Genomic DNA, 16,573 nt, shown 5'->3' with positions numbered 1-16,573 from the left:
CAGATTGCCACATGAAAAATAGACTACATCAACCTGAACCTTAGATCCGTGTGTCGGTTACAAATACGCAAAAGGCACCAGTATCAGGACAAAACACACCCTCTCACCAGCGGAGACACCAGTGTAAGTCTTCGACCAGGTGCATACGGCCTGAAGACTCATTGAAATGAACACACTCGTATATTTTTGATCACATGAACAACATCATAAGTCGGTGGGAGATCGTAGAGTACAGACACCAAACATCATGAAGGAAAGATCTTAGAAATGAAGACGGACTCTGCGAAGAAGGGAATGTTGCAAAGATTACTTTTTGGGGGGTGAGTTATTCGGCCGTTGAAGACCTAACTTTTTGATCCGGCTCCGGAGTGTGCTCGGAGCCAATCCGAGTTGTTCCGCTGCTCCGTTCTCCCCCTCGATCTGCCAATTGCTGGAAGCCAGCGTCTGGAGAATATGTTGCCGTTCAAAATCGACTAACCCAGCCGGGGCCTTGGATTCCTGCCTCGTGTTGTGGAGAATCAAGAGCCGTTCATCAATACGCAGAACCTTTTGGTGGGAGAGAATCACCGCCCGCTCAATGACATTTTCCAGTTCTCGAATGTTTCCCGGCCAGGAATACCGGATAAGCCGCTGGAGAGAATCCGGTTCAATCAATTCGCAGGGCCGCTTAAGTTTAATGGCATAGTGCTCAAGGAAATGCTGTGCAAGTTCTGGAATATCTTCCGGCCGGGCACGGAGTGGAGGGATAGTAATCGGAAACACATGAAGTCGATAAAAAAGGTCAGCCCGAAAACGACCTTGCTCAATAGCTGAAGGCAGATCGGCATTGGTCGAGGCCATCAACCGAATATCCACCGGGATAGACTGTTTGCCACCCACACGATCAACCATCCCGTCCTGAATCACTCGTAATAATTTCGCTTGAGTCTCCAAAGGAATTTCCCCGATTTCATCTAACAACAAGGTCCCGCCATGAGCCAACTCAAAACGCCCCTCACGCCTGGTGTCGGCTCCGGTAAATGCGCCTTTTTCGTGACCAAATAATTCGCTTTCGACCAATCCTGCTGGAAGGGCCGCACAATTCACCCTTATAAACGGCTTTTTAGCACGCAGGCTCCAATCATGAATGGCTTGGGCAAGGAGTTCTTTCCCGGTTCCCGTTTCTCCGGTGATGAGGACCGTCGCCGTCGTAGGTGCCACCTCGCGAGCGAGTTCCAATACATGCTGAAAAACCTGACTCCGTCCGACCATGGCCCCGAAATGTTTTGTCAGTTTGAGTTCCTCGACCAGATAGACATTTTCTCGTGCCAAATGCTGACGCAACAGATTAATTTCCTCATAGGCCTGAACATGATCAATCGCATAGGCAATTTGCATGGCCACTTGCGATAAAAACTCAATCGCATCTGGGTCCGGGTCACCCGCATCAACGCTCCCAAGATTCAAGACTCCCACACACTTCCCTCTAACCAACAGGGGAAGGTTAATCATGCGTCCAAGTCCTTCCTCCGCATACCAGGGGTCTTCGAGAAAGACCTGGTGCTGATTGAGGTCAGGACGGACATGTAACGTTTTGTGATCGTACACCCACCCCATTCCACTCCCAACACGCGGTATCACCGTATCACCTTGGACCACGACCCTGGCCAAATGAGTCGTCACAACATAAAACTGGAACCCGTCCGATTTACGATCATATAAGGTCACACTCGCCCGTGCCCAAGGCATGACCTGTTCAATTTGCTCGATAATCGCTTGCCAGAGACTACTGGTATCCCGTTGTGAATTGAGCACAATCGCGACATTCAATAGCGCCCGGTAATTTCTCTCAATTCGTTCCACGGTCCTTCAATCCTTTCTTGAAACCGATACAACCATAGAACCAGATTTCCCCCTCAGTCCTCGAAGGAGCATAAGCCCATCTGCCTATTAAACATACCAAATTTGACTCATCCCCTTACTTAAACGATAGGATGGAATCAGCCTTGCCTCGCCTCTTCTCATTTGTAATCACCAGGGAGCAATCTCAATGAAAAAACTCACCAAGCCTTCTTTATATCACGTGGCATTGAAGAAACGTCAGGCCATCGCTACAGGAACAATGGCATTCTATTTTGACCGGCCGCCTGGATTCACATTTACCGCAGGTCAGTTTATCGATCTGTCATTACCGAATCTTTCAAAAGCCGATCCAGAGGGCCACACACGAGCTTTGACCCTTGCCAGCTCTCCTTCCGAACAACATCTCATGGTTGCCACACGTCTTCGGGACACCGCCTTTAAACGCACATTGACAGATATGTCTATTGGGGCTTCAATTGATATTGAAGGCCCATTCGGACAATTCATTCTGCCCACCGACGATTCCCGAACAATTGTCTTTCTCGCGGGAGGAATCGGGATTACACCTTTCCGAAGCATGCTGGTTGAAGCAGCCCACCACAAACTTTCACATCGACTCATTCTCATATATTCGAATCGGCATCCAAAAGATGCGGCTTTCCTTAATGAACTGCAAACCCTCCAAAAGGAAAATGAGCATTTTACATGTATTGGAACAATGACAAGCCCGAACAGAACCACCGAAATCTGGGAAGGGGAAACCGGCCGCATAGACCAAGTCATGCTCAAAAAATATGTCAAAGAAACGGAGAATGCTCTGTATTATGTTGTAGGGCCCCCTGCAATGGTTAATGGATTACGAAAGATGCTGGAGTCTGCAGGCATTCAAAAGACCAATATTCGCTCTGAAGAATTTGTGGGTTATTGAAATTTTCATGAAGAGGCATTTTGTTTCGTTAAGCAATTGATGAAAATGGGAAATTTTCTGGACTCTACAACTTAACGGTGCTGAGAGGGGGCTAAGGTGGTAGGGGCAAAACCAGAGCGTGGCCGAGATTGATTCGTTGACTCCAGATCGTCCGGCTTTTCATATCATCGACACAGTCCCCGCTTGAATATATTATTCAGATTGTCTTTTGATTCCGAATTTTTTCAATCGACTTCTCAGTGTACTGGGATGCAACCCCAGGTGTTTGGCCGCCCCCAATGGCCCATCTATCCGCCATTCACAAGCCGTCAAGGCTTGTAGAATCCGAGTGCGCTCCACATCTTTCAATTGAGTGGGCGGCAGGGCATCCATGCCATGTCCCGGTGAGGGTAACAATGATTCTTCCACATGCACGAGCGACGATTGGGAAAGAATCATCGCTCGTTCAATCACGTTTTTGAGTTCCCGTACATTCCCCGGCCATGGATACTGAACGAGCAACTCCATTGACTGATCATCGATATCCTGACAATTTCGTCGAAATTGCAACCGATTTTTTTCCATAAAATGTCGCACCAGCAGAGGAATATCGTGCAGACGTTCCCGGAGAGGAGGCACAACAATCGGAAAGACATGCAATCGATAATATAAGTCTGAACGAAAACGCCCCTCCGCAATCGCCTTGCTTAAATCGCTATTGGTGGCGGCGATGATTCGCACATCGACATCCTTCCCCTCGATACTGCCCACACGCTCCACAATCCCATCTTGTAAAACCCTCAAGAGTTTGGCCTGTGCTTCAATTGGCATCTCCCCGATTTCATCTAGGAACAAGGTGCCATTATGGGCTAATTCAAATTTGCCAGGCCTTCCATTTTCTGCACCGGTAAACGCCCCTTTTTCGTGGCCGAAAAGTTCGCTCTCTACCAGGCCTGAAGGTAACGCCGCACAATTGATTCGAACAAAGGGTTTATCTTTTCTGGGGCTCAACTCATGAAGTAACCGCGCTAACAGTTCCTTTCCTGTTCCCGTTTCACCCATGATGAGCACTGAAGTCGTGGTGGGTGCAACAGCCTGGGCCAGGTCCAGGACGTTCTTGAATTTCTGGCTGTTGCCGACCATCGCTCCGAAATCATGGCTAACTTTGATTTCTTCCAGGAGGTAGGCATTTTCGCGAGTGAGTTGTTCTTTCAGATGGTTGATCTCTTCATAGGCCCGCACAAGATCAACGGCGAAGGCAATTTGGGTGGCCACTTGGCGCAAAAACAAGACATTTTCCGGATCAGGTTCCCCCGATTCCACGCTGCCGATATTCAAAGACCCAAAACAATTATCCCCGACTATTAAGGGAATATTGATCATTCTGCCTAAACCCTCTTCCTGGTAAAATGCATCCTCTAAAAATACCGGGTTTCGTTGTAAATGGGGACGTATGTGAAGACGCCGGTGACCATACACCCATCCCATGGCACTTCCTTCTCGAGGAATAATGGCATCACATTTCAACTTCACCACAGGCATACTCGTTTCCACCGCGTAAAACCGAAAGGCATCTATATCATGGTGATACAACGTAATACCCGCGCGCTCCCACGAGATCACCTTTTTGATGTGTCCCGTAATGGCTTTCCACAAATCTTCTGTATTCCGCTGGGAATTTAAGACATTCGTAACTTCCAGCAAGGTTTGATAAAAGTGCCGGCCAACTTGATCGGTTTGGTGAGTCATATCAAATTTCATCACTAATCCCTTCACGCACTCTCAAGCATAAGTGAGAAGGATCATGACCTTACGGTAAATTTTCTCAACACGGTCATATTCCCTGAAATACTGTCGGCTAATACCAAGAAAGCCATCACTATTCATAACCCTTTGTTAAGACCGAAATATCGAAAAATTTTGAAAGTAAAAAGTCAGTCATGGTCAAAATTTATAGAGCTTTATTTCTTTTCAAAAAGAGCCGGGAATTACCAAGCCATCAACCGTTTATTTTTGCATACCAAGACCTATTCCTCTTGTCGTCATGGTCGCCCAACCAGAGATAAAGTTTAAGTCCGATTTATTATTTTTTTCTTAGCTTAATGACTCCCAAGACCAGATCGCTCATTATATCATTCGGCTAGTGTAATGACTTGTTCTAATTAAGGAAATTTTATTAAAAAAACTTCATGTTCGAACTAAGAAATTGAGCGGAATTGCACTGGGATACCGTGCTTAATCGCTCATCTATCTATCGTATGGATCTATCATACTCTAGCCTCTTATCATTCCTCTTTTCTTAGGCACTGCTTTGGTAGATATCGAGGAAAGGTTCTCTCCCGGTCTCATTCGCCAAATGAAGCAACTTGGTCACTTTCAAGTCATCATGGCGTGATAGAAAACGAACCCATGGCAGTCGACTTAGCAGAAAAAAAAAATGCCTGACACTTAGGTCAGGCACAAGGACAACACAACGAGAGAACTTATTCTTTCTTAAGGAACGGGGATATTAGTAACCTCCCCGTTCCAAAGAACGCCATTAGACATTTTTTGACAATTCCAACTAAATCATTCAGTAGACCACTACTCCCGCAGACTGGCTTGATCCGATTGCCTATTATGCCAGGCGATCCTCTCATTCAAAATTTCAGAATCCCCTTTCAAAGTCGAGGCAATAAGTTTCATGGAATTTCTCCGCATCCCCTTCGGGTCAAAGTGGGGCTTTTTTTCAAAATGGGCTATTCTCGCTTCCAGTTGCTGAACGCGGCTCTGTAGATCCTGGAATTCTCCTTCTTTAGCTTTGGCCGCAGTCATATGATCTTGAATCGACCACCCTTGCGTTTCAGCTTTCCAGGCAGAACTTTGTTCTTGACTGGTCTCAGCACCCAAGACAAATTGTGGAAGGCCGAAGAGCATCCCCATAAGGAAAAGTGGTAAAAGTATCTTTTTATTCATATCCCCTCCTTTATTCTTCGATGAACCAGAGTTCATCGAACTTGCCCAGTTAGCATTGGCGAAATTTCCATCCCTCTACGTCATTATCCAATTTATATGCCAATAAGACTTACATATAATTTCATTTTAAAATCAACAACTTAAAATTCATTTCGCACAATAATTATGTAATGCATGTAACATACAAATGAAACAAAAGTGTTCCTATGTGTTACATGCAGTTACACTTTTCGTCTTTCTCAGATACCCTAAATATTGGCACTTTTACGTGTTTATACTCAGTCACATAAAACCGGAACCGGCCATAGAAGATGAAGACCAGCAAGCCTGGAAATCTTGAAGCCATGATCGGCATTCGGGAAGGATATTTCTGCGAAGAACATTGGGTTCCACTCTGGCGACTCACCTAAGCTCTTCAAACAAAAGCATTAGACCATACAGATTAAGAGCTTGACCGTCCCGTGCGTGCGCATCAGGGCTTCGCCAAACATACTCCTACGAGAATAGACCTTTTACTGCTGCATGAAAGGCGGCTTCTTCCGCCAAAAAAAAGGGGTTCGCTCAAAAGCTAGGGAGATTAAAATTATGGTTTAGTTCGGCGAGTCGATTGTCTAAATTGTTCCAGTGGCAATATAACCGCAAAACCATTCACCAACGGAGCACCAGATTGGGCTCAAACGGGAGATACTGATAGCCAGACCGATCCTTCAAAATTCCCCATTATTCTGGGGGCTCGCTGTTTCATTTTGTCAAACTACAATGATTCGTTAAGCATGAAAGTTACGTCTGAACCTGTATTAAGGTGGATCAGGGAAGGTCAATCCTCGATAGCCAATATTGGCAAAGCTAAAGCTATAAGGCACAATGTCGCTGATAGAAGGTATTTCGAAGAGTTAAAGGACGCTTTTGGCGTAACGCCCGACACCAGTCCCCCACTCCCAAGAGGACGATGAGGAACCTGTGCCCTCAAAGACTCGCCAAAACTTCATCAACCCACAACTGCCCTTGTTCATGCCAGGCTCCCAACAGTATCAATCAAAATTGTATGCCCTAGCGGTCGAGCAGCCTATGGTTGGCAGAAATACCTGACATATCCGTTAGGCACAAAACCAAATCCGAAACAGGATACCTCTCTCTATCCCTGCACAGGGATGCTCCTTCATGCCCTCCTCTATTCTTGGAAACGCTGACAGATATTCATTTATATCCCTACCCATACAGGCACTTTCCATTACTCTATAAGTTTGGCATGGTCGGCTTGCCGAAAATGCCAGGCAATCTCTTTATTTAAACGATTCAATTCCTCCGTCAAAGTCGAGGCAATAAGTTTCATGGAATTTCTCTGAATCCCCTTCGGGTCGAAGTGGGGCTTTTTCTCAAAATGGGCTATGCGCTCCCCCAAATGGCGGACACGGCTCCGTAGAGATTGGGCTTCAGCCTCTTTATCCTTTGCCGCAGCCATGTGATCCTGAATCGACCACCCTTGCATTTCAAGTTTCCAGGAAGAATTCTGTTTTTGACTGCCCTCACTAGCCAGGACAAATTGCGGAAGGCCTAGGAGCATCACCACCAGAAAAAATGGAATGAATGTGTTTTTATTCATAACTTCCTCCTTCCAGACCCGTAACACTGGAAAACGTATGCAGTAAATCGCAAACAATGTTTTTACCCACAATTGCCTTCCAATCCAATTTAGATGCCAGCAGGCCAAAAACATTAATTTTCTTTTGACTGCAAACACTTACAATGAAATCAATAATCATTTTTTTTGTTACAAAGTAACATCATTGTGAAACAGTTCTGTAACAACTAGTTACATTAAGTTACATCTCATTATTGCATTCATCATGCGCCCGGAATGTTTTTGGGAATCGCAGGTTACTTCTCAACCAGACGATGTGGAACGTAATACCATCATCCGTTTCATAGAGGTGAGGAACACAAAAGAAGTGTTGAAAGATCTCGCCAGCTCGGGCTTCTCCCCTTTTTCATCGCCTCTCATCCTGACTTGGCGGCTCAGGTTATTTGAGTCGAACTGGTCAGAGATAGAGCCAGAACATACAACGGCCCCTCCCAAGAAAGCTTTCAATAAGGAAGTAGTTTAACGGCGGGCAGAAATTCCGAGGCGTGACATGCGACGATACAAAGTGAGACGGGCGATCCCAAGCAGCTTGGCGGCAGCCGAACGGTTCCCTCCCGTCTGCTTCAATGCAGAGAGTATCTTCTCCTTCTCATGGCTTGGAGTCATTTCTTCAGAAGGCATCACGAGAAGTCTTTCATCCTGATCAAACACCTCCGGCGGTAAATCTTGAGGTCGAATAATCGTTTGAGGACATCGAATGACGGCGAATTCAATGGCATGTTTAAGTTCGCGAACGTTTCCAGGCCATGCATAGGCGATCAACAGCCGGAGAGCTTCATTACTCACGGCCTCAACAGGTCTTCCTGTTGTCGCCCGATATTGGTTCAGAAAATGGCTGATTAATGATGGGATATCTTCCCGTCGCTCCCGCAGCGCTGGCAGCAACACTCTTCCGACCCGGATCCGATACAACAGGTCAGCCCGGAAAGTCCCCGCAGTGACATCATTGGCAAGATTATGATGTGTGGCCGCAAGCACACGAACATCCACTTTCCGAAGCCGGGACTCCCCAAGACGGGTAATTTCCCATTCTTGCAGAACCCGAAGCAGACTGGTTTGGACGGTGAGCGGAATATCGCCGATTTCATCCAGAAACAAGGTTCCGCCCTCAGCGGCTTCGATTAAACCCTGTTGATCTGATACCGCTCCTGTAAAAGCCCCTCGCTTATGCCCAAATAATTGGCTGGCGACCAGTGCTTCAGTTAACCCCGCACAATTCACCGCAATAAAGGGAAACGCATTCCGGTGGCTGGCTTGGTGAATGGCACGAGCGACCAGTTCCTTTCCGGTTCCGGTTTCCCCCTCAATAAGAATGGTTGAATCTACACGGGAAAAATCCTGGATCTGCTGAAAAACCAATTGCATGGAATGGCTGGTGCCAATAAGATCCTGATATTTTCCCGTTTCTCCCAATAGTTGACGAAGGGTCTGCACCTCCGAAGCATCGTACAAGAAAAACATTTTCCGTTCCGGGTCTCGTGGATCATCCCTCACATCCACATTGATCCAACGGGTACATTCTCCACCAACCGCGGGCATGCGCACTAAGATTCTCTCCCGTTCTCCGGTAGGCCGATTCACCATATCCTCGATTTGAGCATGATAGGAGGGATCGTCAAACAACGCTTGCCACGACTCACCTGAATGAGGGAAATTCGCCTTTCCGCATAACTGTTGTGCCGCCTGACTCAGAAAGGTCACCTTTCCATCCTGGTCGGTCAAGGCAGTTCCAATATGCAATTGATTCAAAATAGCAATGAGATCATCATGATTCCTCTGGATCTCCGCAATCAATTTCTCCAATTTCGCTTCAGCTTCTTTCCGTTGTGCCACTTCCCGCGACAGTAACAGATTGGCCGTCGTGAGCTCGGATGTTCTGTCCAGCACCCGCTGCTCAAGCACATCATGCGCCTCACGAAGAGCAGCTTGCGTCCGCTTGCGATCCAACTGCAGACGGACCATCTCTCCAAGTGAGTGCAATAAATTTCGCTCCTCTTGCAGGAAGGGGCCTTCAACTTCTGCCGGACGTTCCTCCAGATACGCGACCTCAATTTCACCCGTCGTTCCATCCCGGCAAATAAAATCCTCCCGCTGGGTCCACGGGGATAACACAAAATTAGGCGTCGTAATTTCCAGATGTCCGAAACGAATCCGGGCGGCTGTGACTTCAGGGTATTGCCAGGAAGGCGGAATGAGATCAGCAATGCACTGAAGCAATTCCTGAGTCGATAAGTCTTCGTTGTGAAACAATTGCGTGGTGGAATGAAGAGCGGTTAGTTCCTTCACCCGTTCCCGGAGATCGTGTAAGGTCCGCTTCAATTCTTGGTCGGAATTCTTCAATAAGTGACTATCGGTAGATGATAAGAACCCTTTGTCTTCCATGATTGCTTCCTGTAGCACTCAAAAATGAGACAAGCCCCCCAAATACCTGGCTTGGTGCTTTAGCGCGTTTGGGGACTTTCTCGCATGAAACAACTGAATATGGCCAGCCTACCTTTTGCAAAGGTTTCAGCCCAATCCATCCCATGCTGGACCACCGCTCTCCCCATTTCCATTATCCAAACACAAAAATATGGGCTATGTCCTGTCATGATAACTTCGCATCCACCGAGATCTTCTCACTCCCCAGGGTTACCCGTCACCCATTTCATAATGAACCCTCTCCAAAACTCCACTCGTGAAAGCCTGTTGTGAAACGAATTAACCCATTCTACCTTAACCTAGAGGATGGAGTGACCAGGCTTTTAAATGTTCTTGGAGGCATTTTGCAATTGATCTTTGTTGTTTCTACAGTTGTTTTGACTCGATAATGCAACAGAAGAGTTGAGCCCAAAAAACGGTTGGTTCGAGGTGGTGAACCGAAAGATTTTTCAGGGACAATGGTTAAGTCTAGTCAGAACGAGAGGAATCTTTTCCTCTATTAATATCCCGGAAGGTTCGGTCCCTTGGAGAATTCAGGCAGCTTAGGTCATTGATATGTTCTTTGTGCCTGCCCTCACATGACATCTAGGGAGGCCTAAACACGGAGCGCAATTTTGCATGCTTGGAATACTAGACTCTTAGTGCACAAGATATGTCATTATTTCATCTGCCGATACCAACCGGATGTCTCAGCGCCTCAACCGGTCAACCACCCCTGCTGGTACCTTATCTACACTTGAAGCGCTACTTTGGCGGAGACCGCTCAGCCGTACAAGAAAAAGAGGAATTGTCTCTGGTCTTTCCACTGATCCTGGACCGCTCCTAATCTCCCTGTCCGATTCAGTGGTCCTCTGCCCGGTTGATCAAAAATCCTGAGACGACGGCCGCTATACGCTATCCCCTTCCAAGCTTTGCAATCCAGGGTACCGACGAGTTGCATTCTCAAAGACTGTCATGAACATTAATTTGATCCGGCAAATACACCCTTCATGAACTTGGGCAAAAGGCAACCATTTCCTGAGCCTCATATCCTTCCCCTCTCCGGGCGCATTTTACCTCCATATCTTTTTATTGCGAATACCTTCCCATTTCAATTGCCAACGGAGGTAGGTAAGAAGGGAGCAATGATTTTAAGAAGAGGGCAACCCAGGGGCAGAACTCACTACTTAGACTTCATTTATTGAGTTGATTATTCGGCCAGAATGGTCATTATGCGGCTCTCCTTACCCCATACATTCCCAATGGCAATGGATCAAGGCCCCCATTCCCGGGATGAAGTGGTAAACCTTCAAGGAAGGGCCTCTTGCTTCCGATGCACGACGTCCCGAACCATTTCCAAAATCCTCTTTTGTTCAAAAGGCTTTGAGAGGACGGCCAATGCCCCGGCCTGCATCGCTCTGATTCGCACAGAATCCTCAAGGTTTCCCGTAATCATTACCGCAGGAGGACGACTGATGGCCGCTCTGGATAACACTTCAAGAAATTCGCATCCATTCATATGTGGCATTTCAAAATCCGTGATAATGAAATCAATCGTCCTTTCCTGAAATACCCTGAGCGCGGCCACTCCATCTGCTGCCTCCACACAACGATAACCCTCTCGTTCTATTGCTATGCGGAGTATCATGCGACATTCAACACTGTCGTCGACAACCAGAATAGAAACAGGGCTTAAAAATCCAGGTTTTATCCCATTCAATTTCTCCTGCGACTGTACGCTTACAGATGTATTTTCCTGGGAAAGTTTCTGGGAGTCGGCAACCCATACGGGTATCATGATGGTTCCTCCCTGAAATTACCTTATTTTATGGGTCTCATCCTCTATCCAAACAACCGCACACATTTGTTTCGGAGTTCCGTGTGATCTATGGGTTTTATAATAAAATCCATCGCCCCATTTTCAAGAGCCTTTATCAGCAGCTCTTTGTTTGAGGGGCTCGAGATGACCATCACTGGGAGGACAGGTGTTCTTCCGCGAAGCTGAGACACGACAGCCAAACCCTTCAGGGAACTCGATTCCAAGTCCCACAATATACCATCGACAATGATATCCTTCAGTTGATCCAATTCATGCAAGGAAGAGGAAAGACGTTTAAGCGTAAACCCTAAATCCCACAGACTGTCGGTCAACCCAGTCCATGTCTTAAGGTCAACACCCAAAACCAATATGCGCTGACCGCTTTCCGGGAGGCCAGGTTCAAATTCTGAATACCGAGCATTAAGATTTTTTGCCTTTAAATCGAAACTCACAACATCGTGCCCCATCAAGGTGCTCACATTTATGGAATTTTGCTTTCCAGCCGGTGGCCTTTCTCAATTCTAGCCCCGCATAAATCATGTGAAGATTCAATGCCGAGCCCTTCCAGTGCTACTACTCAAAACTTGTTTCCCTGATCGATTCATGAGAATAACCGGATCCACGACATCTCCACATTGCAGACAGCGAGCGGCCATAAATTCCATTTCATTTTCACCTGAATCAACGACAGGCTCCCTATACATGAATCCACCACACCGGCAACAGCCTCCAGGTTCATGGGTCAAGGTCGGACTTTCAACGCTATGAGAGTTTCCAATTAGGTGGGCGTTCATTCGAATCTCCTAGGAAGAAATAAATTCAGAAACCAGTTATGCGATTCCGTAGTTAGATTTTCGTCTTTTTCCTCAGACTACAAACTTTGGTTCTGTGCAACCACTATGCCTATTTCCAATAAGCCAAAAGCCAAGAAATTTCCCCATACATTTCGCCATTTGGTTTCAGAGACAGTAGATGAAGGAACTCTTGTAAAAAAACCGTGCGAAGGTGAATAGGGCAGCATGAGCGAATTGGCACACTTGCATCCTGTTCTTCCTGCTTATCCTCAACATTATAGAGGCATTGCCTATATCAGCATTGCAACCGGTGTTGATACGTGGCTAGTCTCTCCCCTCGAACCCTGGTATCCTGGCCATGGGTAATTCTCCGCACCTGCCTCATGACGATGATCCATTTCCATCACCACACCATTTATGCTCCGTCAAACCCCACACCAGGAAACTTATCTTTATGAAGCCGGGGGCACTGGAAATCCAGCAGGTTAGCAAACAATTCCCGGATGGCACCTATGCGCTTCAAAATATTGAATGGCAGGTGAAGGAAGGGGAAACCATGGCGCTGATTGGTGAGAGCGGATCAGGCAAAACCACTTTTTTGCGGCTCCTGAATCGGCTGATAGAACCAACAGCCGGGACCGTCGTCATTCAAGGTAAGTCTGCCTGCTTACAGGACCCCATTCAACTCCGTCGACAGCTGGGGTATGTCCCGCAAGATGGCGGGCTCTTCCCTCACTGGACTATCAAACAAAATGTCTGCCTCGTCCCTCACTTATTAGGGTGGACATCGGAACAGCAACTCAAACGAGTCGACATGCTCCTATCTCTCGTGAATCTGGATCCTTCGCAAATTGCGGAACGCTACCCCATTGAACTCTCAGGGGGACAGCGGCAGCGCGTGGCCGTCGCACGTGCCTTGGCAGCCGATCCGCCCATCGTCCTGCTCGATGAACCTTTTGGAGCGTTGGATCCGCTCACCCGCCATGACCTACAGGACCAGTTTCTCTCGCTTCAAGGCAGGTTGAAAAAAACGATGGTCCTTGTGACCCATGACATGTCAGAAGCCTTCCGGTTAGGCGACCGGATCACCATTCTCAAAAAAGGACACATTGAGCAAATCGGGACTCCACGCGAAATTCTCCATTCTCCGGCCACACCCTATGTTCATTTGCTCGTTCAGCATTATCACGCTCATCGGGGTGAATAGGCAGGTGGTGAACACCTATCCCATCAGACAACGCAGAGGGAAGATCCTTATAGGATTCGTGGTCGGAATCCTTGGCCTGCTCTATTCTCTTTCCCTTCCGGTCTGGGCCTCTGACACCATTGTGGTGGGATCAAAGAACTTTATGGAAAGCCGTCTCCTGGCGGAAATGTTTGCTCAACTCATTGAGGCCCGTACGGAATTAACCGTCACGCGTCGCCTGGGACTCGCCGGCACTCAAGTCTGCTTTGAAGCGTTAAAAACTGGAGGGATTGACCTCTATCCCGAATACACCGGAACAGGGCTCGTTACCATTCTCGGTGAACCCCCAATGAACGATCGAGTATCTGTTTTAAACCATGTTCGCACGGAGTTCCTTCACCGTTGGGATATCTGGTGGATGGCACCGCTAGGATTTGATAATTCTTATGCGCTTGCCCTTCGCCGTGATCAAGCCCAGACTTTAGCACTGCGAACAATCTCTGATCTCGCGCATGTCGCACCACAGATGAAAGCCGGATTTGGGTATGAATTTATCCAGCGAGAAGATGGATTGGTAGGGTTGAATCAATCCTACGGGTTACAGTTTCAGGAAGTGATCGGCATGCAACAAACCTTAAAATATCAGGCCACAGACAAGGGAGAGGTAGACATCTTAGATGTCTACACCACGGATGGACGCTTGGCCGTATATGACTTTGTCGTTCTGAAAGATGATCGTCACTTTTTCCCGCCTTATGAGGCCGCAGCACTCGTTCGCGGAGAAATTCTCAACCGTCATCCGGAATTGGGAAAGGTCATCAACTTGCTCACCAATGCATTGGATCTACCACACATGCGTGAATTAAATCTTCGGATTCAAGAACAGGGAGAACCGGTTCCCCAAGTCGCGCATAGCGCTTTACGGGCACTCAATCTTGTGGCCGGCAATCACACACAACCAGACGCCAGTGCGGACTCATCCGATTCTATTTTTTCCTACATGTGGGCCAAGCGTTCTAATCTGGCCATGCGCACGGGAGAACATCTTGGGCTCTCCGGTTTTGGTTTATTCCTTGGGATTCTGGTGGCCATCCCATTGGGATTGGCCCTCGAACAATGGCGAAAGGGAGCGGAAACGATTATCCGCATTGTCGGCATGTTGCAAACCATTCCATCCATCGCGCTTCTGGCCTTTATGATTCCGATATTTGGCGTGGGAGCGCTTCCCGCCATCATGGCCTTATGGATGTATTCATTATTCCCCATCCTTCGGAATACCTATTCGGGATTGCGGGACGCAGCTCCAAATGTTGTGGAAACCGGGCGAGCCCTTGGGATGACAGAGTGGCAAATTCTCCGTACCATTCGCCTTCCACTTGCCGCGCCGACCATCATGGCGGGGATTCGCACCTCTGCCATCTGGACCGTCGGGACTGCGACACTGGCCGCCTTTATCGGCGCAGGAGGTTTGGGTGTCCCCATCGTGGCAGGGCTCCAACTTGCGGATGTCAATTTGATCTTATCCGGTGCCTTACCCGCAACGGTATTGGCTTTATCGGTTGATGGAGTCTTAGGTCGGGTAGAACAATGGGCTCGGCCACGAGGCTTGGAACCGGCTCACTAACCACACAAAACCGCTTTCTGATATTTGAAGATGCACCCCAACCAACGTGACGTTTTGGCGGACAAAAGAGCCTCTTACATATCTGATTTGGTTAATACCCTTATCTTGCCCGGAAACCCCTCTGCCGGTATAGTAAAGGTACTGATGTAATTCTAATACGTTCGCCATCATCCACGGACGGCCTTTCAGTTATGCTTATGGAAGACCGATCATCGATTTTTTTGAACGGAAATCTTCCCCCATCCCGCATTACATTAGAAAAATTAATTCGAAGGATGTTCTTTTTCTTGAACATTTCATTTCCATCTTATTCTAAAAATCGCGCCGTCTGCGCTGCTGCCTGAGGGTGGAGGCCAGAGGATTAACTACGGTGCACACCCAAGGAGAGCTCATGACATCGCAAACAGATCCATCAATTACCATCGATCTTCCATTAACCAGAGAAGACCCGGATCTGCTAAAAACCGAAATTACCCGTGGCCTATTGGCAAATCCCAAAACGCTTCCTTCCAAACTCTTCTATGATGAACGCGGATCCACCCTCTTTGAGCAAATATGTGAGTTGCCGGAATATTATCAAACCCGCACCGAGCATCAACTGCTCACCCGATGGGCTGATGAAATCGTCGGCATCAGCGAAGCGGAAGAACTTGTGGAATTAGGATCGGGGGCGGCCACAAAAACGCGAGTCCTCCTCGATGCCATGGCCAACGTCAACCAACTGCACTATTTCGTCCCCTTTGACGTCGATGAAGCCATTGTCCGGCGAGTCTCCGAAGAGCTGGTCCGGGAGTACCCAGGACTCCACATCCATGGCGTGGTGGGAGATTTCCTGGTCCATTTGGAGCATATTCCGGAAGGCGGCAAGCGCCTCGTGGTCATCCTTGGAGGAACCATTGGCAATCTTCCTGCTACCGCCGCTCACGAGTTTCTCTCCTCTGTGAATTCAGAAATGGCACCGGGAGATTATTTCTTATTGGGTGTCCAACTTATTACGGATCGTAATCGGCTGGAAGCCGCATATAATGACCAGCAGGGCATCACCGCAAAATTCAACAAGAATATTATTCGAGTGCTTCATAATCAATTCGGTAGTCAGAGCGATTCAGAATCATTTGACCATGTCGCGCGGTATAATGAAGCCGACCATCGCATCGAGATGTGGCTCCGGTCGCGAGAAGATCAAACTCTGGGCATTCAGGACTTAAACTTAAAGGTCCACCTCAAGCAAGGGGAGGAAATCCGCACAGAAATCAGCACGAAATATGACCGACCCTTGGCCGAAGAACTTCTGGCCTCTTCGGGTTTTGCCTTGGTCAAATGGTACTCGGACCCTGACAGCCTGATTGGTCTCGCGCTCGCAAAAAAACCCTAAGCCGGGTTCAAGAAGGGCAGGACCTTCTC

The 16,573-nt window shown here is 47.8% G+C and carries 12 protein-coding genes; 4 read left to right on the top strand and 8 right to left on the bottom strand.

Going from position 1 to position 16,573, the window contains the following annotated elements; translation table 11 throughout:
- Positions 1-306: 306 nt before the first annotated feature.
- Positions 307-1,842: a sigma 54-interacting transcriptional regulator gene (locus PJI16_07345; protein ID MDT3777372.1), complete on the bottom strand. Its 1,536-nt coding sequence runs from the start codon at positions 1,840-1,842 to the stop codon at positions 307-309.
- A gap of 187 nt (positions 1,843-2,029) precedes the next feature.
- Here PJI16_07345 and PJI16_07340 point away from each other — a divergent pair, with 187 nt between their 5' ends.
- Positions 2,030-2,770: an FAD-dependent oxidoreductase gene (locus PJI16_07340; protein MDT3777371.1), complete on the top strand. Its 741-nt coding sequence runs from the start codon at positions 2,030-2,032 to the stop codon at positions 2,768-2,770.
- A gap of 192 nt (positions 2,771-2,962) precedes the next feature.
- On the opposite strand, the gene PJI16_07335 is transcribed toward PJI16_07340, so the two are convergent.
- The 7 genes from PJI16_07335 to PJI16_07305 all read right to left on the bottom strand — a co-directional run bounded on the left by PJI16_07335 (position 2,963) and on the right by PJI16_07305 (position 12,359).
- Positions 2,963-4,498, bottom strand: a complete 1,536-nt coding sequence (locus tag PJI16_07335; protein MDT3777370.1) for a sigma 54-interacting transcriptional regulator — start codon at positions 4,496-4,498, stop codon at positions 2,963-2,965.
- An 834-nt stretch (positions 4,499-5,332) separates the two neighbouring features.
- On the bottom strand, positions 5,333-5,704 hold the full coding sequence (locus PJI16_07330) for a hypothetical protein (GenBank protein MDT3777369.1): 372 nt from the start codon (positions 5,702-5,704) through the stop codon (positions 5,333-5,335).
- 1,231 nt (positions 5,705-6,935) lie between these two features.
- Complete coding sequence (locus PJI16_07325; GenBank protein MDT3777368.1) at positions 6,936-7,307, bottom strand: hypothetical protein; 372 nt, start codon at positions 7,305-7,307, stop codon at positions 6,936-6,938.
- Positions 7,308-7,805: 498 nt separating this feature from the next.
- Positions 7,806-9,728, bottom strand: coding sequence for a sigma 54-interacting transcriptional regulator (locus tag PJI16_07320; GenBank protein MDT3777367.1), 1,923 nt, complete (start codon positions 9,726-9,728; stop codon positions 7,806-7,808).
- Positions 9,729-11,055: 1,327 nt separating this feature from the next.
- A complete protein-coding gene (locus PJI16_07315) occupies positions 11,056-11,544 on the bottom strand; it encodes a response regulator (protein MDT3777366.1) in 489 nt (162 codons plus the stop codon).
- A 44-nt stretch (positions 11,545-11,588) separates the two neighbouring features.
- Positions 11,589-12,032 carry a response regulator gene (locus PJI16_07310; protein MDT3777365.1) on the bottom strand — a complete coding sequence of 148 codons (444 nt, stop codon included), beginning with the start codon at positions 12,030-12,032 and terminating at the stop codon, positions 11,589-11,591.
- 81 nt (positions 12,033-12,113) lie between these two features.
- A complete protein-coding gene (locus PJI16_07305; GenBank protein ID MDT3777364.1) occupies positions 12,114-12,359 on the bottom strand; it encodes a hypothetical protein in 246 nt (81 codons plus the stop codon).
- 454 nt (positions 12,360-12,813) lie between these two features.
- Between PJI16_07305 and PJI16_07300 the strand changes: the two genes are divergently transcribed.
- The 3 genes from PJI16_07300 to egtD all read left to right on the top strand — a co-directional run bounded on the left by PJI16_07300 (position 12,814) and on the right by egtD (position 16,544).
- Positions 12,814-13,566: an ATP-binding cassette domain-containing protein gene (locus PJI16_07300; GenBank protein ID MDT3777363.1), complete on the top strand. Its 753-nt coding sequence runs from the start codon at positions 12,814-12,816 to the stop codon at positions 13,564-13,566.
- 4 nt (positions 13,567-13,570) lie between these two features.
- A complete protein-coding gene (locus PJI16_07295) occupies positions 13,571-15,169 on the top strand; it encodes a glycine betaine ABC transporter substrate-binding protein (GenBank protein MDT3777362.1) in 1,599 nt (532 codons plus the stop codon).
- 391 nt (positions 15,170-15,560) lie between these two features.
- Entirely contained in the window at positions 15,561-16,544 is a 984-nt protein-coding gene (gene egtD, locus PJI16_07290; protein ID MDT3777361.1) for an L-histidine N(alpha)-methyltransferase, read from the top strand.
- Positions 16,545-16,573 lie beyond the last annotated feature (29 nt).

Source organism: Nitrospira sp. MA-1 (genome assembly GCA_032139905.1).
In the GTDB taxonomy this organism is placed as follows: domain Bacteria; phylum Nitrospirota; class Nitrospiria; order Nitrospirales; family UBA8639; genus Nitrospira_E.
The sequence above is the reverse complement of the archived record's forward strand: the minus strand, read 5'-3'. Positions and strand labels throughout refer to the sequence as shown.

What these genes read in the sequence shown, in the direction of transcription:
- PJI16_07305 (MDT3777364.1), bottom strand. Translation starts at nt 12,359, where the DNA reads ATGAACGCCCACCTAATTGGAAACTCTCATAGCGTTGAAAGTCCGACC.
- egtD (MDT3777361.1), top strand. Translation starts at nt 15,561, where the DNA reads ATGACATCGCAAACAGATCCATCAATTACCATCGATCTTCCATTAACC.
- PJI16_07315 (MDT3777366.1), bottom strand. Translation starts at nt 11,544, where the DNA reads ATGATACCCGTATGGGTTGCCGACTCCCAGAAACTTTCCCAGGAAAAT.
- PJI16_07330 (MDT3777369.1), bottom strand. Translation starts at nt 5,704, where the DNA reads ATGAATAAAAAGATACTTTTACCACTTTTCCTTATGGGGATGCTCTTC.
- PJI16_07320 (MDT3777367.1), bottom strand. Translation starts at nt 9,728, where the DNA reads ATGGAAGACAAAGGGTTCTTATCATCTACCGATAGTCACTTATTGAAG.
- PJI16_07310 (MDT3777365.1), bottom strand. Translation starts at nt 12,032, where the DNA reads ATGGGGCACGATGTTGTGAGTTTCGATTTAAAGGCAAAAAATCTTAAT.
- PJI16_07300 (MDT3777363.1), top strand. Translation starts at nt 12,814, where the DNA reads ATGAAGCCGGGGGCACTGGAAATCCAGCAGGTTAGCAAACAATTCCCG.
- PJI16_07340 (MDT3777371.1), top strand. Translation starts at nt 2,030, where the DNA reads ATGAAAAAACTCACCAAGCCTTCTTTATATCACGTGGCATTGAAGAAA.
- PJI16_07325 (MDT3777368.1), bottom strand. Translation starts at nt 7,307, where the DNA reads ATGAATAAAAACACATTCATTCCATTTTTTCTGGTGGTGATGCTCCTA.
- PJI16_07335 (MDT3777370.1), bottom strand. Translation starts at nt 4,498, where the DNA reads ATGACTCACCAAACCGATCAAGTTGGCCGGCACTTTTATCAAACCTTG.